General features: G+C 64.2%; 15 protein-coding genes. 2 read left to right on the top strand and 13 right to left on the bottom strand.

Annotated elements, in window-relative coordinates; all coding sequences use genetic code 11:
- Nucleotides 1–3: 3 nt before the first annotated feature.
- Genes ppc through GGC64_RS01270 form a run of 3 tightly spaced genes read right to left on the bottom strand, consistent with a single transcriptional unit; the run spans nucleotide 4 to nucleotide 3,782 of the window.
- Nucleotides 4–2,799 (bottom strand): phosphoenolpyruvate carboxylase, encoded by a 2,796-nt coding sequence (ppc, locus tag GGC64_RS01260; protein ID WP_192720645.1) that lies wholly within the window; start codon nucleotides 2,797–2,799, stop codon nucleotides 4–6.
- 45 nt (nucleotides 2,800–2,844) lie between these two features.
- Nucleotides 2,845–3,195, bottom strand: a complete 351-nt coding sequence (locus GGC64_RS01265) for a hypothetical protein (protein ID WP_192720646.1) — start codon at nucleotides 3,193–3,195, stop codon at nucleotides 2,845–2,847.
- A complete protein-coding gene (locus tag GGC64_RS01270) occupies nucleotides 3,192–3,782 on the bottom strand; it encodes an MspA family porin (RefSeq protein WP_369435062.1) in 591 nt (196 codons plus the stop codon). Before GGC64_RS01270 ends, GGC64_RS01265 begins: the two co-directional genes overlap by 4 nt.
- Nucleotides 3,783–3,940: 158 nt before the next feature.
- Between GGC64_RS01270 and GGC64_RS01275 the strand changes: the two genes are divergently transcribed.
- Nucleotides 3,941–4,177, top strand: coding sequence for a hypothetical protein (locus GGC64_RS01275; protein ID WP_192720647.1), 237 nt, complete (start codon nucleotides 3,941–3,943; stop codon nucleotides 4,175–4,177).
- A 3-nt stretch (nucleotides 4,178–4,180) separates the two neighbouring features.
- On the opposite strand, the gene GGC64_RS01280 is transcribed toward GGC64_RS01275, so the two are convergent.
- The 10 genes from GGC64_RS01280 to GGC64_RS01325 form a co-directional block, all read right to left on the bottom strand.
- Nucleotides 4,181–4,606, bottom strand: coding sequence for a hypothetical protein (locus tag GGC64_RS01280; RefSeq protein ID WP_192720648.1), 426 nt, complete (start codon nucleotides 4,604–4,606; stop codon nucleotides 4,181–4,183).
- Nucleotides 4,607–4,613: 7 nt separating this feature from the next.
- Nucleotides 4,614–4,847 carry a preprotein translocase subunit SecG gene (gene secG, locus GGC64_RS01285; protein ID WP_192720649.1) on the bottom strand — a complete coding sequence of 78 codons (234 nt, stop codon included), beginning with the start codon at nucleotides 4,845–4,847 and terminating at the stop codon, nucleotides 4,614–4,616.
- Between the two features lie 31 nt (nucleotides 4,848–4,878).
- Nucleotides 4,879–5,664 (bottom strand): triose-phosphate isomerase, encoded by a 786-nt coding sequence (gene tpiA / locus GGC64_RS01290; RefSeq protein WP_192720650.1) that lies wholly within the window; start codon nucleotides 5,662–5,664, stop codon nucleotides 4,879–4,881.
- Entirely contained in the window at nucleotides 5,661–6,872 is a 1,212-nt protein-coding gene (gene pgk, locus GGC64_RS01295; protein WP_192720651.1) for a phosphoglycerate kinase, read from the bottom strand. Before pgk ends, tpiA begins: the two co-directional genes overlap by 4 nt.
- 4 nt (nucleotides 6,873–6,876) lie before the next feature.
- Nucleotides 6,877–7,899, bottom strand: a complete 1,023-nt coding sequence (gene gap, locus GGC64_RS01300) for a type I glyceraldehyde-3-phosphate dehydrogenase (RefSeq protein ID WP_192720652.1) — start codon at nucleotides 7,897–7,899, stop codon at nucleotides 6,877–6,879.
- A 74-nt stretch (nucleotides 7,900–7,973) separates the two neighbouring features.
- Nucleotides 7,974–8,684 carry an ABC transporter substrate-binding protein gene (locus GGC64_RS01305; RefSeq protein WP_192720653.1) on the bottom strand — a complete coding sequence of 237 codons (711 nt, stop codon included), beginning with the start codon at nucleotides 8,682–8,684 and terminating at the stop codon, nucleotides 7,974–7,976.
- Between the two features lie 4 nt (nucleotides 8,685–8,688).
- On the bottom strand, nucleotides 8,689–11,316 hold the full coding sequence (locus GGC64_RS01310; protein ID WP_192720654.1) for an adenylate/guanylate cyclase domain-containing protein: 2,628 nt from the start codon (nucleotides 11,314–11,316) through the stop codon (nucleotides 8,689–8,691).
- A complete protein-coding gene (locus GGC64_RS01315; RefSeq protein ID WP_192720655.1) occupies nucleotides 11,313–13,970 on the bottom strand; it encodes an adenylate/guanylate cyclase domain-containing protein in 2,658 nt (885 codons plus the stop codon). Before GGC64_RS01315 ends, GGC64_RS01310 begins: the two co-directional genes overlap by 4 nt.
- The gene (locus GGC64_RS01320; RefSeq protein ID WP_192720656.1) at nucleotides 13,967–16,603 is read right to left on the bottom strand and encodes an adenylate/guanylate cyclase domain-containing protein; all 2,637 of its coding nucleotides are present in this window, start codon (nucleotides 16,601–16,603) and stop codon (nucleotides 13,967–13,969) included. Before GGC64_RS01320 ends, GGC64_RS01315 begins: the two co-directional genes overlap by 4 nt.
- Nucleotides 16,604–16,643: 40 nt before the next feature.
- Nucleotides 16,644–17,246 (bottom strand): short chain dehydrogenase, encoded by a 603-nt coding sequence (locus GGC64_RS01325; protein WP_192720657.1) that lies wholly within the window; start codon nucleotides 17,244–17,246, stop codon nucleotides 16,644–16,646.
- Nucleotides 17,247–17,411: 165 nt separating this feature from the next.
- Between GGC64_RS01325 and GGC64_RS01330 the strand changes: the two genes are divergently transcribed.
- Nucleotides 17,412–17,663, top strand: a complete 252-nt coding sequence (locus GGC64_RS01330; protein ID WP_192720658.1) for a hypothetical protein — start codon at nucleotides 17,412–17,414, stop codon at nucleotides 17,661–17,663.
- The last annotated feature ends 1 nt before the right edge of the window (nucleotide 17,664 follow it).

The following is a 17,664-nucleotide window of genomic DNA, read 5'->3' on the forward strand; positions in this document are numbered from 1 at the left end:
TGGCTATCCGCTGTTGCGCAGCGCGGTTGCCAGCCCACTCATGGTCAGCAGGATGCCGCGCTGGACCAGTTCGTCGTCGTCTCCTGAGCGGTACCGCTGCAGCAGTTCCACTTGCAGATGGTTCAGCGGCTCGAGATACGGAAAGCGGTTGAACACCGACCGCGCCAACGCCGGGTTGTCCGCTAGCAGGTCGTCCTGGCCGGTGATCAGCTTGTGCATGCGGATCGTTCGCTCATGCTCGTCGACGATCTTGCCGAACACCCGCTGGCGCAGCGCCTCGTCTTCGACGAGTTCGGAATAGCGCGCAGCCAGACCCATGTCCGACTTGGACAGCACCTGCGCCATGTTCGATAGCACGGTGCGGAAGAACGGCCAACGACGATAGAGGTCTTGCAGTACTTCAAGCCTTCCGTCGCCGTCGGCGATCCAGGTTTCGAATGCGGCGCCGGTGCCGTACCAGCCGGGCAGCATCACCCGCGACTGGCTCCAAGCCAGTACCCACGGTATGGCTCGTAGATCCGAAATCGACGTCGTCGGTTTCCGCGACGTCGGCCTGCTGCCGATGTTGAGCGCACCGATCTCGCTGACCGGCGTGGACGCCTTGAAATACTCGACGAAACCTGGTGTCTCATGGACTAATTCGGCATACGCGCGCTGAGCGCGGGCAGCCAGTTCGTCGAGCACCTCATAGGCAGGCCCCGCCGCATCGCCCAGGCCTTCGACGTCGAGCAGCGTGGCCTCCAACGTGGCCGCCAACAGCGTCTCGAGGTTGCGATGTGCGACACGCGGTTCGGCATATTTGGCGGCGATCACTTCGCCCTGCTCGGTGATCCGAAGCGATCCGTTCACCGCACCCGGTGGCTGGGCGAGAATGGCGTCGTAACTCGGCCCGCCCCCGCGACCGACGGTGCCACCGCGTCCGTGGAAGAGCCGCAACCGAATTCCGGTCTTGCGGGCCGACTCGACGAGGTCCAGTTCGGCGCGATACAGCGCCCAGTTTGCCGCCAGGTACCCCCCGTCCTTGTTCGAGTCGGAATACCCGAGCATCACCTCTTGGCTGTCATCGCGTGCACTCACGACGCCGCGATACAGCGGAAGGTCAAGCACCGCTTCGAGAATGGCCGAACCGCGCTGCAGGTCGTCGATGGTCTCAAAGAGCGGAACGATGCCGACGGGGGCATAGGGCTCGTCGCCCGAGGCATCGAGCAGGCCAACCTCCTTGAGCAGGATCGCCGCCTCGAGCATGTCCGAAACCGACTGACACATCGAGATGATGTAGTTCGGTATCGCCTGCGGTCCGAAGACCCGAACGGCGCGGGCGGCCGCGGCGACGATGTCCAGCTCCTTGCGGGCCAGCTCCGACAGTGCGGCGTCGTCTTTCGTCAGCGGTCGACGGGTCGCCAACTCGGCAGCCAGCAGTTCGACACGCTCCGGTTCGGCCAGCGACGGGTAGTCCGCGTGTACTCCCGCCCACGCCAGCAGCTCGGCCACCACCTCCTCGTGCACATCGGAGTTCTGGCGCAGGTCCAGGCCGGAGAGGTGAAAACCGAAGACCCGCAAGGCTTCCCGCAGCCTGGCCAGCCGATCATCGGCGAGCACACCGCTTCCGTTGGAGCGCAATGAACCATCGATGACATCGAGGTCGGCAAGCAGTTCGGCCGGCGTCACATAGCGTTCCAGGCCGAGGTCGAGTTCGTGTTCCGGCTGGCTGTCCAGGATCTCAGCCGCGGTCGCGGTGAGCCTGCCGTGGATGACGCGCAATGCGCGGCGGTACGGTTCGTCGGCGCGGGCGGGCTCGTTGCACACATCCGCCAACGCTTTGAGCTCTTCGCTGACCTGCACCAGCCGCGCCGACATCGACAGCTCCTGCTCGAGAAAACTGATCTCGGTGAAGTAGTGCTCGAACGCGGTGAAGGAGGCCCTGCCAGTGGCTTGACGGACGACTTCGGCGGTGACGTTGGGATTGCCATCGCGGTCACCGCCGATCCATGAGCCCGGTCGCAGAATCGGCAGCTCGAACAGATCCGCGTCCGGCCAGCGGGCCTGCAACGCGGATCGCACCTCCGCGTTGACCTTCGGGATGACCTCGAGGAACGCCGACTGGTAATACCGCAACCCGGTCTCGATCTCATCCTGAATCTTCAACCGCGACAACCGAATCAGAGCGGTCTGCCATAGCGTGAAGATGTGCCGGCGCAGTTCGACGTTGATGTCGCGGCCGTCGTCGGTTTCGGTGTGCCCGTGCAGCCGCAACCGCATCAGTTCGGTGATCCGGTGCTGGGTGTCGAAAACCGTGCGGCGGCGGGTCTCGGTGGGATGCGCGGTGATCACCGGCGAGACCAATGCACCGCTCAGCGCTTCGGCAACTGTGGCCGAATCCAGTTCTGCCGAGTCGAGTTTCAAATACGTGGCGGCCAGAGTGCTGTTCTGCGGCGGCTCACCTGCCGCGAGATGGATCGCGCGGCGGCGTTCACGGTGAATGTCCTCGGCGACGTTCGCCAGCAGCGCGAAATGAGAGAACGCGCGGATGACGGGGATGGCCTGGTGGATGTCGATGCCGTCGAACATCCGGGCCAACTCGGCGCGATCGATCTCCGAGCGCCGCACGCGGAACGATTCGACACGGGCCCGCTCGACGAGGTCGAACACCTCCTCGCCGTTCTGCTCACGCACCGTGTCGCCGAGAATCGTGCCGAGCAGGCGGATGTCCTCCCGCATCGGCTCGGTGGCCTCGCGACCCACCTGGGTGCGCCGCACCGAACCGATCGGTGCGAGCGTGACGTCGGGTCCTTCAGCCATGGCTCAAGTATCGATGCGGGCGCTGAAGCCCGCATGACGAGGGTCCTAGTGCTGCGGAATCACGATCGGAGTGGGTGTCGGTGTGGTGCTCGTGCTCGGCGTCACGGTAGGCGATGGTCTCTGGCCGGTGGGCAACACGATGGGCGTCGGCTTGGCGTCACCTGTCTTGCCGCCGCTGTCGCTGTCGGAATCCGACTTCTGCGGCGGGGGCCAATCCACGGATGTCGGTGGCCAGCTTTCGATGCTGTTGTCCGATCCCGATCCCGATCCCGGAGGTGAGCAGCCGGCACCGGCTCCGAAGTCACCCGCGGTGGTGCAGTCAGCATCGGCGACAGGGGCACCCCACACTGCCAGCGAGAGTGCCACTGCTGCAACGCAAATCCGCAACGTACTCATAACGTGAGAATGTCCCCGTAGGCGTTGACGCTGTCGTCCGACTTGTCCGTGTCGATCATCGCCGTCGCGAAGAACCGGACGGAGACCTGTCCTCCACAGCTGTCCACCTTGACGTGTGCGTCGTGCACCACGATCTCGCCGGTGCGGCCCTTCAATTCCTTCTTGCCCAGCCCGAGGTTCGTGATGTTTCCCGGCAACAGATTGATCGAGGCGTTTCCGCCGATATCGGCATACGGGCCAACGATGTTGAGCAGATTGCCGCCGTTGAAGCCAGGGCTGATACCGGCGTCGGCATCGACACCGATGCTGCCGCCCTCGCTGAGGTCGACCTGACACCCCAGTTGCAGACCGAAAATCAACATGCCCGAGTTCACTGCCGAGTTGCCGTTGCCGTCGATCGAAGCGACCGCCTTGCCGGTGACAAAACCTTCTCTGGTGAACGCCGTTGCGGCCATGTTCGGCACGGAGTTGATGGTCATCTTCGTCAGCGCAGCGCTCAGATGCCAGCCGTCGTCGGTGTCCGCGGATTGGGTGACGTCCGCGACGGGCAACGGGTCCGCTGCGGCGATGCCGGGTCCGAAAGACACCAGAACAACCGCAACAGCACCGGCGCGAAGAAGTATGTGCACGAACACGCGCGCGATCCTATGGTCGACTGCTGAATGGTTCCTGGCACCGCGGGTTGCTGCCGTCCTGCTGGTGGCGCATGCTGATTGCAGAGCAAACTCCGAGGTTGGGATCCATCATGAAAGCGCTCGCCGCCACCATCTTTGCGACGTTCGTTGCGTTGGCGCTCGGCTATCCGGGCCCCGCTGCCGCCGAACCGCAGGCCTGTCCGAAGAACACTGTCACGATCGGCAACCAGGGTCAGGTGATCAATGTGCCGCAGCAGAGCCAGGTCTGCGACGATGATCCGACGGGCGGACTGCTCGGCGACCTGCCGGTGCTTGGCAATCTGCCCGGCCTTGGCGGCATCCTCTAGCCGCTAGAGAGCGGCAAAGAGCAGCATCAGCGCCAGGATCAGCAGCCCGCCGCCGATCAGCGCGACCACCGGCCAGACTCCCCGATACCGCTGCGGCGGCGGGCCCAGCGATCCGCGGGCGAAAGTGAACACCGGCGCCCGGTATTCGAGTTCGACGAACTCCCCCGGCGGCACCACGACCGTGTAATCGGCGGGACCGGTTTTCGGCGGAAAGAAATACCTCGTATAGACGTGCACCTGGTGCCTGCCCGCCGGGACGAGCAGATCGGCCTTGCCCCAGCGTTGGCCGGGAATCTCGGCGCCGTCGACGAATATCTTCGGGCCGAAGAAGTCAAAGAAGCTGCCGAAAGCCCTGTTGTACAAGAAGGTGATCGCGATGCCCTCGACGGGCGTGTAGTACGGCTGCCGGCTGTGTTCCGGCGTGTTCATGGCCGCCCTAGGTGTACTTGATCAACAGCGCGACGCCGATGATCGAAACCAGCCAGATGCCGGTCACGAAGAGCGTCAGCCGGTCGAGGTTCTTCTCGACAACCGTCGACCCCGACAGGCTGGACTGGACGCCACCACCGAACAGCGTGGACAGGCCACCGCCCTTTGCGCGGTGCAGCAGGACCAGGAGCACAACCAGCACACTGGTCACGACCAGGGTTATCTGCAGGGCCAATTCCATGGCAGCCAGACTACAGGCTCCTGAGCTGCTATCAGGGCAGGGGGCCGCCGGCCGCGATGGCCGACAGTGTCGCGAATTGCTCGCCGTCCAGCGACGCGCCACCGACCAGTGCGCCGTCCACATCCTCCTGTGCGACGATCTCGCCGACGTTCTTGGCGTTGACCGAACCGCCGTAGAGCACGCGGACCCCGGATGCCAGTTCCGGCGTCGCCAGCTTGCCGAGCTCGTCGCGGATGGCCTTGCAGACCTCCTGCGCGTCGGCCGCGCTGGCCACCCGGCCGGTGCCGATGGCCCAGACCGGCTCGTAGGCAATCACGGAGTTGCCGATCTGCTCGGAAGTCAGGCCGGCCAGCGAACCGCGCAGCATCTCCACGTTGTGTTCGACGTGGTTGCCGGCCTCGCGGACCTCGAGCTGCTCACCGATGCAGATGATCGGCGTCAGGCCGTGCTTGAAGGCCGCGGACGACTTCGCGGCGACGAGGGCGTCGTCCTCGTGGTGGTACGTGCGCCGCTCCGAGTGCCCGACGACGACGAACGTGCAGCCCAGCTTGGCCAGAAAGGCTCCACTGATTTCGCCGGTGTAGGCACCCGAGTCGTGCTGCGACACGTCCTGTGCACCGTAGGTCAGCCGCAGCTTGTCCCCGTCGACCAGGGTCTGCACGCTGCGCAGGTCAGTGAACGGCGGGATCACCGCGACGTCGACCTTGTCGAAGTACTTGTCCGGCAGCGAGAACGCGATCTTCTGGACGAGCGCGATCGCCTCGAAATGGTTGAGGTTCATCTTCCAGTTGCCGGCGATCAGCGGCTTACGGCTCATGATTCCAGTACCTCCAGGCCGGGCAGTGTTTTGCCCTCAAGGTATTCCAGCGAGGCCCCGCCTCCGGTGGAAATGTGGGAGAAGCCGTCTTCTGGCAGGCCGAGTTGACGCACCGCGGCGGCCGAGTCACCGCCGCCGACCACGCTGAACGCGCCCTTGTCGGTTGCCGCGATGATCGCCTCTGCGACGCCCTTGGTGCCCGCCGCGAATGCGGGGAATTCGAAGACGCCCATCGGGCCGTTCCAGAACACCGTCTTGGCGTTGGACAGCAGCGCGGTGAACCGTTCGACCGAGCCCGGCCCGATGTCCAGACCCATTTTGTCCTGCGGAATGCGGTCAGCCGCAACGATTTCCGATGGCGAATCGGCTTTGAACTCGTCGGCCGCGACGATGTCGACGGGCACGTGGATCACGTCACCGTAGTCCTCGAGCAGCTTGCGGCAAGTCTCGATCATCCCCTCTTCGAGCAGCGACTTGCCCACCGAAACACCTTGTGAGGCAAGGAAGGTGAAGCACATGCCGCCACCGATGACGATGCTGTCGGCCTTGGTCGCCAGATTCTCGATGACAGCCAACTTGTCCGACACCTTCGAACCGCCGAGCACCACCGCGTACGGCCGCTCGGTCGAGCTGGTCAGCTGCTGCAGGACCTTCACCTCAGCGGCCACCAACGTGCCCGCATAGTGCGGCAACAGCGTCGCCACGTCATAGACCGAGGCCTGCTTACGATGCACCACCCCGAAGCCGTCGGACACGAAAGCGCCGTCATCGCCGACCAATTCGACCAGCGCCTTGGCCAGTGCCAGCCGCTCGCCATCGTCCTTACTCGTTTCGCGAGCGTCGAAGCGAATGTTCTCCAGCAGCAGGACGTCACCGTCGGTGAGCCCTTCGGCACGCGCAAGAGCATCAGTGCCGACCACGTCGGTAGCCAGCTGAACGTGACGGCCGAGCTTCTCCCCCAACGCCTTTGCCACCGGCGCGAGCGAGAACTGCGGGTCGGGGCCGCCCTTCGGCCGACCCAGGTGCGCGGTGACGATGACCTTGGCGCCTGCATCGGACAACGCCTGCAGCGTGGGCACCGACGCGATGATGCGCCCGGGGTCGGTGATGTTCCCGTCGTCGAGCGGGACGTTCAGGTCGGAGCGCACGAGGACGCCCCGGCCCGAAACGCCTTCTGCGAGTAAGTCTTCGAGTGTCTTGATAGCCACTGGGCTACAGGGACTTGCCGACCAGCGCGACCAGGTCAACGAGGCGGTTCGAGTAACCCCACTCGTTGTCGTACCAGGACACCGTCTTGGCCTGGTTGTCGATCACCTTGGTCAGCCCGGCATCAAAGATCGAGCTGTGCGGGTCGGTGACGATATCGCTGGACACGATCGGCGCGTCGTAGTACTTCAGGATGCCCTTCAGCGGTCCGTCGGCGGCGGCCTTGAATGCCGCGTTGATCTCCTCGGCGGTGGCCGACTTGGACAGCTCGGCGGTCAGATCGGTGCACGAACCCGTCGGGATCGGCACCCGCAGCGCGTAGCCGTCCAGCTTGCCCTTCAACTCGGGCAACACCAGGCCGATGGCCTTGGCCGCACCGGTCGAGGTCGGCACGATATTGAGCGCGGCGGCCCTGGCGCGGCGCAGGTCTTTGTGCGGGCCGTCCTGCAGGTTTTGGTCCTGGGTGTAGGCGTGCACCGTCGTCATCAGGCCCTTGACGATGCCGAACTCGTCGTTGAGGACCTTGGCCAGCGGGCCAAGGCAGTTCGTGGTGCACGAGGCGTTGGAGATGATGTTCTGGCTGCCGTCGTACTTGTCGTCGTTGACGCCGAGCACGATGGTGATGTCCTCATCGGTGGCCGGCGCGGAGATGATGACCTTCTTGGCCCCCGCATCCAGGTGACCCTTGGCCTTGGCGGCGTTGGTGAAGATGCCGGTGGACTCGACGACCACGTCGACACCCAGGTCACCCCAGGGCAGCGCGGCCGGGCCTTCCTTGACCTCCAGCGACTTGATCTTGGTGCTGCCGATGACGATCGTGTCGTCACCCTCCAGGCTGATCTCCTCCGGGTAGCGGCCCAGGATCGAGTCGAACTTGAGCAGGTGCGCCAAGCTGGCGTTATCGGTGAGGTCGTTGACCGCGATGACCTCGATGTCGGTGCTCTTGCCCTCGGCCTTCTGCGCCGCGAGAGCCCGGTAGAAATTGCGTCCGATGCGGCCGAAGCCGTTAACGCCGACCCGGATGGTCACTTTGTGTCTCCTCTTAGTCGCCTTATCGCTCGCGACCAGCCTAGTGGTGTGATAGACGCCACGTGCGGGCTGGTTCAGTGGACGGCCGAGCTTTGGTCCGCATCGGGCTTGCCCAGCCATTTCTGACGGATGCGCGGCAGGGTGCCGTCGGCCTCGAGTTCGGCCTGCGCGACGGTGATGCGGCTGAACAAGGCCTGGTCGTCGAGCGGTACCGCGATCGCGATGTTCTCGACTGAGATGCCGCGCTGGACGACCTCGACGCCGGCGATCGGCGTGACCAATTCCGTCAGCACCGGGGCGAGCTTCATGAACGCGTCGCAGTCGCCGGTGGTCAGGTCGGTCAGCGCGGTGCGGATGGTGCCGTAGTCGTAGACGCGGACCTCCGCGGCCTTGCCGTCGGCGACGAGGCGCTCGGCGATGGGCTGGCTGGTGTTGCCCTGCTGTACGCCGATGGTCAGGCCTTCGAGGTCGTCGACGGACGTGACGTTCGGCAACCGGGTGGTGTCGACGGCCAGCGACTGGCCGGAGATCAGGTAGGGCGCGACGAACTGCGCCTTGGTTTCGCGTTCGGGGGTGACGGTGGTGCCTGCGGCCACGCAGTCGTAGGCGGAGCCGAGGGCATCGAAGATGCCGTTGAAGTCAGCACCGCCATACGGGATGAATTCAACTGTGGCGCCGAGGGCTTCGGCGATCGCGGTCATCAGGTCGATATCGAGTCCGCTGTTATCCGGCATGCCGTTGAACGGTGGATCGGGAAAGGCCGCACCGACCCTCAGTGTCTCCATGCGTTCACCGTAGTAGTTCGAGTTGCGCTCGCGCCTGGTCGATTTGGTCGTAGGCGTGGGCGACCACCGCAGCGGCGGTCATTGACTGGCCCACGTTGGCAAGCGTTTCGTAGACCTCATCGCCGAGCGCATCCCTCAGTTGAGCGATCGCGCTCTCCAGGTCCGGAACGGCCCCTACAGCGAGAGGGCTGTACGCGAATCCTGCGATCGTCGCCGCCGGTTCGAAACGCCTGAGCCGGATTAGAAATCCTGCGAGCACAGCCAGCGGGCTGCGTAGACTCGCGACGTTTCCGGAGTCGTGATAGTTGCGAATGACTAGAGTCAGATGATCGATCGCCTGCACATTGACGGCTTCCTGTGCCTCGAGGCGGGCCAGGTTCAGCGCAAGGATTGATTCGTTGAAGTGATTGCCGCTGGATTGAGCCAGTGCCAGCCCTTCGCGACACGCCTGCATCGCATGCGCATTATCACCAGTGGTGAGAAAGAAGGCGGAGGCGGCGACCGCGAACGTACGCATGTACGGATTGCCTGTCGCTATCCCTGCTTCGATCAGTCCTTCGGCGTCGTCAACGGCCTCATCTATCGCGCCGGCAAAACTGAGCGCGAAGACCCGGCAAGCACGTATGTAGACGTGGTTGTCACCTCGGCGTTCGAGCTGAGCGCGGCATAGTTCCGCCCATCGCTCTGGCTGCCCGACGACTGCATACGCCGCTCCGACCCAGCCTTCCATCGCGTACGGCGGCGTACGCAGTGCGCTGCCCATGACGGTTTGAGCGGTGTCGGCATAGCCGAGCGCGTCATCAACCCGGCCAGCCATCCAACACAGCGACGCAATCACATACAAACTCGCGAGGCGGGGGTGTCCAGTCGCGCGGGCGGGCTCGATCAGCTCTTCTGCCCAGGAAACCGGCTCGTAGTTCTCAACGCCGAAGCCGAGAAGGCCGACGAAGGTCACGATGGAAGCGGCGACCTCGAGGTCGCCGTGATCGGCCGCCCAACGAAACGCTATGCGCAGGTTGGCGAGTTCGGTGCCGAACCAGTCATAAGCCTCGCGCTGGCGCGCGCTGTCCCACAACGCCATGATTTCGGTTTCGCGGCCGGCGAAATGCTCGGCGTGCGCCGAGCTTGCCTCTGCTGCCGCCCCGCGCGCGACCAACTTCTCCTCGGCGAACTGGCGGATGGTCTCCAACATCGAAAAGCGGGTTCGCCCTGTCGACCGATGCGCGACGACCAACGATTTTCGCACCAGCGCGTCGAGCAAGTCAAGGACTACAAACTCGTCGATGTTGTCGAATCCCGCTACAGCACAGGCGCTTTGAACATCAAAACTACCCGCGAATACCGAACAACGTTCCAGCAGCGATCTTTCCGAGCCATCGAGCAGGTCATACGACCAGGACACCGCCTGGCGCAGCGTCTGGTGGCGTGCGAGTCCGCGTCGCGACCGGACGAGTAGCTTGAATCGGTGATCGAGGCGGTCGCGCATCTCTGTCGCGGTCATCGATTCCATCCGCGAGGCGGCAAGCTCGATAGCCAACGGAATACCGTCGAGTCGGCGACACACCTCCTCGACCGCCCCTGATTCGTCAGCCGACAATGCCCGCGCAGCCCGTTCCGTGAACAACTCAATGGCCGCAACGACTTCCAGTGATGGAACTCGCCACAACCGTTCGTCGGCGAGTCCCAACCCCTCACGGCTTGTGGACAGGATCTTCACCGTGGCCGAGCGCGCGAGGACCAGATCGATCAGATCCGCTGCGGAGTCGACGACGTGCTCGCAGTTGTCGAAGACCAGGAGGCGGACCCTGCCCTCCAAAGTGGCAGCGATCGACTCACTCATCGTCATGCCGGGCTGCTGTGTGATGCCCAGCACCGCGGCCACGGCGTCGGGTACGGCCGCAGGATCAGTGACCGAAGCCAGTTCGAAAACCCAGACGCCGTCCGGAAATTCGTCGGCCAGCACGGTGGCAATCTCAAGCGCCAATCGAGTCTTACCGACACCACCCACACCCGCCAACGTGACAAGCCGGTGCGACCGCATCGCCGCTGCGACGAGGTCGACTTCGTCGTCGCGACCGATGAGCCGGCTGGCTGCCGGCCGCAGATTGCCAAGACTGGAATCGATCGTCCGTAATGGCGGAAAATCCGTCGGCAAGCCAGAGGCGTGCAATTGAAACACTGTGATCGGGTTCGGTAGATCTCGCAGCCGACGAGGTCCGAGGCTGACCAGCTCAGCGTCGCTGAGCAGGCTTGCCGTTGAGTCTGCGACCAGTACCTGGCCGCCGTGGCCCGCGGCCATCACCCGCGCAGCGCGGTTGAGCACCGTGCCGAAGTAATCGTTGTCGCGCAGTTCGGCCTCACCCGTCGCGATGCCCATCCGCACCGGCAACTGCAACTCGCGCTGCGCATCGATTGCCGCGTCCACGGCCGCCTTCGGTGATGCGAAAGCCGCGACCACGCCATCGCCGGTATGACTGAACAGGTAGCCGTCGTGCGCCTCGATCGCGGTGCGCAGCACCTTGTCATGGGCAAGTAGTGCGACCCGCATCGCATCCGCGTCTGCTTCCCACCGACGGGTCGAGCCCTCGATATCGGTGAACAGAAACGTCACAACCCCCGACGGCCGCTTCATTGCGATCGTTCGAGTTCTACTCGCGCCTGGTCGATTTGGTCATAGGCGTAGGCCACCAACGTGGCGGCGGTCATCGCTGCCCCCTTTTCGCTGAGTTCGACGTATCTCTGGTCGCCGAGAACGTCCCGCAGATGCGCTATCGCGCTGCCGAGTTCAGGGAGCCATGCCCTGGCAAGGTGACCGGACGCAAAGCCCGCGATGACCGCCGCTCCTTCCCAATACTCGAGGCGCTCGAGGCACGCCGCGAGGCTGGCGAGCGGGACCCGCAGGGTAGAGGTGTTTCCGCAGTCGTGGTAGTTGCCGATCGACAGTTGGAGGTATTCGAGCGCCGACCTCGCGTCACCGTGTCGCGCCTCCAGCCGACCAAGGACGCTCGCCAGATGCGATTCGTTGTAGCGAATACCGCTGTCCTGAGCAATCGCAAGGCCCCGCCGCAGAGCGTCACGAGCACCGGCAGGATCGGCATCACACCACGCCATGCCGTACACCAACAGGGCGTAGGACTGTCCCCATGGGTTGATTATCTCTCCGGCAGAGTCGACAAGATCCTTGGCGACGGCCATCGCCTCGGCGGGAGACCCAGCTCTCATCAGGCCCAATGCGAGCCCCGAGCGCGTCAACCCGTACGGGTCATCGTCTCGGCGTGCGAGCATGCGACGGTATGCCTCGATCGAGTCCTCGGGCAGCCCGATGTTGTTGGACACGCCGGCCGACCAGCTCTCCAACCCGCGCGGCACCCCGTATCGGCCGCTGTCGACCAGCGCTTGTCCTTCGTCGCCGTACTGCACGGCCTGATCGATGCGTCCCACCATCCAACAATGCGTGGCCAGCAGATACAGCGATGTGAGCCTGGGATGGTCGGCGGCACGGGCGGCCGGGATGAGTTCTTCGACCCATGTCACGGGTTCGAAGTTCTCCGTCAGCACGCCGAACAAGGCCGCATACGTCGCGACCGGCGCCGCGGTGTCGAGATCATCGTGCTCGGCAGCCCATCGAAACGCAGTGCGCAGATTGGCCAACTCCGTGTTGAACCAGGCGTAGGCGTCACGCTGCCGCGGGCTGTTCCACAGCGCCAAAATGTCGTCTTCGCGCGCAGCGAAGTAGGACGCATGCGTTGCCCGGGCCGCATCCGCGTCGGCACCTTCCGCGAGCTGCTCCTCGGCGAATTGGCGCACCGTTTCCAACATCGAATATCGCGCCTTACCGGCGGACCGGCCTGCGACCACCAACGACTTGCGCACCAGCGCGTCGAGCAGATCGAGCGTGGCGAAGTCGTCATTGAGTCCGCCCACCGCACGGGCACTTTCGACATCAAAGCCACCGGTGAACACCGAACACCGAGTCAACAATGTCTTTTCTTCGTCACTGAGCAAATCGTAGGACCACGCCACCGCGTGGCGCAGCGTCTGGTGACGTTCCAACCCTCGACGGGTCCCCACCAGCAACCGGAACCGATGGTCGAGGCGGTCCCTGACGTCGCTGGCGGTCATCGACGCCATTCGGGAGGCCGCAAGCTCGATCGCCAACGGTATTCCATCGAGGCGGCGACATATCTCAGTCACGGCGTTAGCGTCCTCGGAGTCGGCCACCGCGAAGTGCGAGGCGACGCTTACCGCACGGTCAACGAAAAGTCTTGCTGCAGCGGAGTTCAAGCCAGTCCGAACCTCGAGGGAGGGAACCAGCCACACGCGCTCGTCTTCGACACCCAGTCCTTCGCGACTGGTGGCGAGTATCCGAACCGATGAGGAACGGGCAAGGATTGTCTCGACCAGATCGCCGACCGTATCGCGGACATGTTCGCAGTTGTCGAAAATCAGCAGTCGCGTTCTGCCCTCGAGTGCCGCAGCCACCGAATCGGAGACAGTCTTGCCGGGCTGCTGGGTAATTCCCAGCACCGCCGCAGCGGCATCCGGCACCGCGTCGGGATCGGCTATTGCGGCCAACTCGAAAACCCATGTTCCGTCCGGAAACTCGGCTGCTAACCGGGCGCCCACTTCCAGTGCCAGACGGGTCTTGCCGACTCCGCCGGATCCCGTCAACGTGACCAGTCGATGTGCCCGCACCGCGGTTTCCACTTCGGCAATCGCGGAGTCACGGCCGATGAAACTTGTCGCCGGTCGTCGCAGATTGCCAGGGGTGGTTTCGGCGGTCCGCAACGGCGGGAAGTCTTCACGTAGTCCCGGCGCGCGCAACTGAAAGATGTTGACGGGGCTAGGAACGTCGCGTAACCGCCGCTGACCGAGATCGACGAGGTCGAGTCCGCTCAGCAGTCCCGCCGTTGACTCCGCCACCAACACCTGGCCGCCGTGCCCGGCCGCCATCACCCGCGCAGCGCGATTGAGCACCGTGCCGAAGTAGTCACCGTCACGCAATTCTGCTTCACCGGTTGCAATGCCCATCCGCACCGGCAACTCCAGCGCGCGCTGCGCATCGATCGCCGCGTCAACAGCCGCTCTCGGCGACGCGAACGCAGCGACCACACCATCGCCGGTGTGGCTGAACAAGAAACCCTCGTGCGCCTCGATTGCCGTGCGCAGCACCTTGTCATGGGCCAGCAGCGCCGCCCGCATCGACGCCGCGTCTGCCTCCCACCGACGGGTCGAACCCTCAATATCGGTGAACAAAAACGTCACAACCCCCGAAGGCGGCCTCATGGCGACCGCTCGAGTTGCGCTCGGGCGCGGTCGATTTGGTCGTATGCGAAGGCGACCAAATCGGCGATGGTCATCGCCGCACCTTCATCGGCGAGCGACTCGTACGCGTCCTCGCCAAGTACACGGCGGAGGTGTGCGATCGCGGTATCGATTTTGGGAAACGAGGCGGCAGTAAGAGGACTGCGGGCGAAGCCGGCGATGGTCGCCGCTGCTTCGTAGTGTTCTAGCCGATTGAGCAAGATCGCGAAGTTCGCCAACGGCGAACGGACAGTGGTGATGTTCCCCGAATCGTGCATATCGCGAATCGCCAAGCCGATGTGTTCGAGTGCGGAGAGGGGATCACCGCGCTCGACGTCGAGTTGGGCCAGATTGGCTGTCAGGTGGGATTCGTTGAAGCGATTCCCACTGTCGTGGGCTATACCGAGGCCGCGGTTCATCGCCTTCAATGCGCGGTCGGGGTCCGCACTGCGCCAGGCGAAGCCGTCAGCCATGAGCGCGAGCGAGAGTGTGTAGGGGTTGCGGGTGGTCTCGGCGAGGTCGACCAGACCGGCCGCGGCAGCAATTGCTTCCTCTTCGCGACCCGCGATCGTCAAGCTCATGGACAGCGTCGCTCTGATGTTGGCTTGCGCGTGCGTATCCAGCCCGCCTCCAAGTCGCGCACGGAGCCACTCGACCGCCCGATCAGGCTGACCGACGGCCAGATAGGAGGTGGCCATCATGCCATCGAGGCCAAACGGTATCGCGGCAGGACCGTTGCACAGCGCCGCCTGTCCGACGTCGCAACACCGCACTGCCGCCTCGGCGGGACCTACGAACCAGCCCAGCGCTGCCATTGCGCACAGGAAGGCGAGCCGTGAGTGATCAGCAGCGCTCGCGCGCTCGATCAACTCCCCGGCCCACGGCACAGCCTCGTAGTTCTCAACGCAGTAGCCGAGGAACGCTGCGTAACACGCGATGGTGGCCGCATCATCGAGATCCTCGCGGTCGGCGGCCCAGCGAAACGCGGTGCGCAGATTGGCGAGTTCGACTGTGAACCAGTCATATGCTTCCCGCTGCCCTGGGCCATCCCACAAGGTCAGGATCTCGGCTTCCTTACCGGCGTAGTGGTGGGCATGCGCAGTACGCGCATCGTCGATCCCCCCACCAGCCAAGAGTTGCTCCTCGGCGAACTGGCGGATCGTCTCCAGCATCGAATACCGGGTCCGTCCGGCAGACCGGTCGGCGACCAACAGCGATTTGCGCACGAGTGCGTCGAGCAGATCCAGCACGGCATACTCGTCGGAATCCTCATAGCCGGCCACTGCGCAAGCACTTTGAAGACCGAATCCACCGGCGAACACCGAACACCGTTGCAGCAGAGCACGTTCGGCATCATCCAACAAGTCGTATGACCATGCCATGGCCTGACGTAGTGTTTGGTGGCGCTCCAATCCGCGCCGGGCTCCGACGAGCAGTTTGAATCGGTGATCGAGTCGATCGCGAACCTCGGTTGCCGTCATCGACTCCATCCGTGAGGCGGCCAGTTCGATCGCCAACGGAATGCCGTCGAGGCGTCGACAAACTTCTTCCACCGCCGTCGATTCGTCAGCGGAGAAGCTGTGGGCGCGTTCGACGAACAGCTCGGTGGCGGCGTTCACCTCGAGCGAAGGCACCCGTCGCAGTCGCTCATCCACGACACCCAGGCCCTCACGGCTGGTGGCCAGAATTCGCACCGTTGCCGACTGAGCAAGGATGGCCTCGACAAGTTGTGCTGCGGCATCGACGACGTGTTCGCAGTTATCGATTACCAGCAGACGCACCCTTCCGTCCAAAGCGGCGGCCAGCGATTGGCTGACTGTCTTACCGGGCTGCTGGGTGATGCCCAGCACCGAAGCCACTGCGGCGGGGACCGCCGCCGGATCCAAAACCGATGCCAGTTCGAAAACCCATACACCGTCGGGAAATTCGTCGGACAGCACAGCGGCGACTTCGAGAGCCAACCTGGTCTTACCCACTCCGCCCACTCCGGTCAACGTGACCAAACGATGCAATCGCACCTCTGCCGCGATGTCATCGACCTCATCGCCGCGGCCGACCAGCCTGCCTACCGCCGGCCGCAGATTTCCCGGATTCGGATCGGTTGTCCGCACCGGCGGAAACTCCGACCGCAGTCCGGGGCCCTGCACCTGGTACAACGTGATTCGGCTCGGGACGTCGCGTAGCCGCCGCGGACCGAGGTTCATGAGCTCGACACCGCTGAGCAGACCCGCCGTCGAGTCTGCGATCAGAATCTGACCCCCGTGCCCGGCCGCCATCACCCGCGCAGCGCGATTGAGCACCGTGCCGAAGTAGTCACCGTCACGCAATTCTGCTTCACCGGTTGCAATGCCCATCCGCACCGGCAACTCCAGCGCGCGCTGCGCATCGATCGCCGCGTCAACAGCAGCCCTCGGCGACGCGAACGCAGCGACCACACCATCGCCGGTGTGGCTGAACAAGAAACCCTCGTGCGCCTCGATTGCCGTGCGCAGCACCTTGTCATGGGCCAGCAGCGCCGCCCGCATCGACGCCGCGTCTGCCTCCCACCGACGGGTCGAACCCTCGATATCGGTGAACAAAAACGTCACAACCCCCGAAGGCGGCGAAGCCACCATCCCCGCAGAATGCCACAGAAGACGCAGTGTCAGGCGATGTTCAGCCGTAGGCGCGGATGATCTGACCGGTCATCTCGGTTTCGATGCAGTCGACGTAGTGCCCGACGAGGGTGTCCATCGGAATAGCGGACAACCCGGGAAACAGCGGAGCGTATTCGTCGACCGAATCGCTGACCATCGTCGGGCTGACGACATTGACACGGTAGCGGCCCTGCAACTCCAGTGCCGCGGACAGCACGAAGCTATGCAGCGCCCCACTCACGACACCGCCGCCGGTCACGCCCGTGGCGGGCTGGTCGGCGAACACACCCGACGTCAACGTGAACGACCCTCCGGCGTTCACGTAGCGCTGACCGATCAGCACGAGATTGACTTGGCCGAAGAACTTCCCGCGCATGTTGTCGAGAAGTTGTTCTTCGGTGAGAGTAGCGAATTCGTCGAGCGCACCCGATGCCGCGATGCCGACAACTGCGTCCACTCCGGGCAGTTCCTGATACATCGCCTCGATCGACTCTGCAGAGGTGATGTCGACATGGATGTCGCCGGAAGTTCGCCCTGCCACCACGATTTCATGACGCTGCGCCAGCGCCGGCGCCAGCCGTCGGCCGATGGTTCCGGAACCGCCGACGAGGACTATGCGCATACCTCTCCTCTTGCCGAACGCACGCTTGTTTACGGGCCGTGTCGATGTTTACGTACACCAACCGTGCGCTCGGCACGCTTGTTCCGACGCCAAGAATCCGCCAAGGCTCGCCTCTGATGCTGGAGACCAACCGGAACCACCGGGAGACTCGAACAAGGAGAAACCATGAAGAAGATCGTCGTCGGGGCGCTGCTGTCAGGCAGCATCGCGCTCGCCGGACTTGGACTGAGCATGGGTACCGCCCAGGCCTTCAACCCGCAGCCGGACCCGCCCGGCAAGGTGGCCACGTCACCCATCACCAATCCGGGTGTCATTCGCGGCTTCAACCCGCAGCCCGATCCGCCGGGTGTGCCGGTGCTGAACCCCGGCATCCTCCGCGGCTTCAACCCGCAACCGGAACCGCCGACGGCCGGCTAGC

Source organism: Mycobacterium sp. OAS707 (assembly GCF_014873705.1).
Taxonomy (GTDB): domain Bacteria; phylum Actinomycetota; class Actinomycetes; order Mycobacteriales; family Mycobacteriaceae; genus Mycobacterium.

Coding starts and splice junctions, on each gene's coding strand:
- GGC64_RS01280 (WP_192720648.1), bottom strand. CDS start 4,606: ATGAACACGCCGGAACACAGCCGGCAGCCGTACTACACGCCCGTCGAG.
- GGC64_RS01325 (WP_192720657.1), bottom strand. CDS start 17,246: ATGCGCATAGTCCTCGTCGGCGGTTCCGGAACCATCGGCCGACGGCTG.
- GGC64_RS01330 (WP_192720658.1), top strand. CDS start 17,412: ATGAAGAAGATCGTCGTCGGGGCGCTGCTGTCAGGCAGCATCGCGCTC.
- GGC64_RS01310 (WP_192720654.1), bottom strand. CDS start 11,316: ATGAAGCGGCCGTCGGGGGTTGTGACGTTTCTGTTCACCGATATCGAG.
- secG (WP_192720649.1), bottom strand. CDS start 4,847: ATGGAATTGGCCCTGCAGATAACCCTGGTCGTGACCAGTGTGCTGGTT.
- GGC64_RS01315 (WP_192720655.1), bottom strand. CDS start 13,970: ATGAGGCCGCCTTCGGGGGTTGTGACGTTTTTGTTCACCGATATTGAG.
- GGC64_RS01275 (WP_192720647.1), top strand. CDS start 3,941: ATGAAAGCGCTCGCCGCCACCATCTTTGCGACGTTCGTTGCGTTGGCG.
- tpiA (WP_192720650.1), bottom strand. CDS start 5,664: ATGAGCCGTAAGCCGCTGATCGCCGGCAACTGGAAGATGAACCTCAAC.
- GGC64_RS01265 (WP_192720646.1), bottom strand. CDS start 3,195: ATGAGTACGTTGCGGATTTGCGTTGCAGCAGTGGCACTCTCGCTGGCA.
- GGC64_RS01320 (WP_192720656.1), bottom strand. CDS start 16,603: ATGGTGGCTTCGCCGCCTTCGGGGGTTGTGACGTTTTTGTTCACCGAT.
- GGC64_RS01305 (WP_192720653.1), bottom strand. CDS start 8,684: ATGGAGACACTGAGGGTCGGTGCGGCCTTTCCCGATCCACCGTTCAAC.
- ppc (WP_192720645.1), bottom strand. CDS start 2,799: ATGGCTGAAGGACCCGACGTCACGCTCGCACCGATCGGTTCGGTGCGG.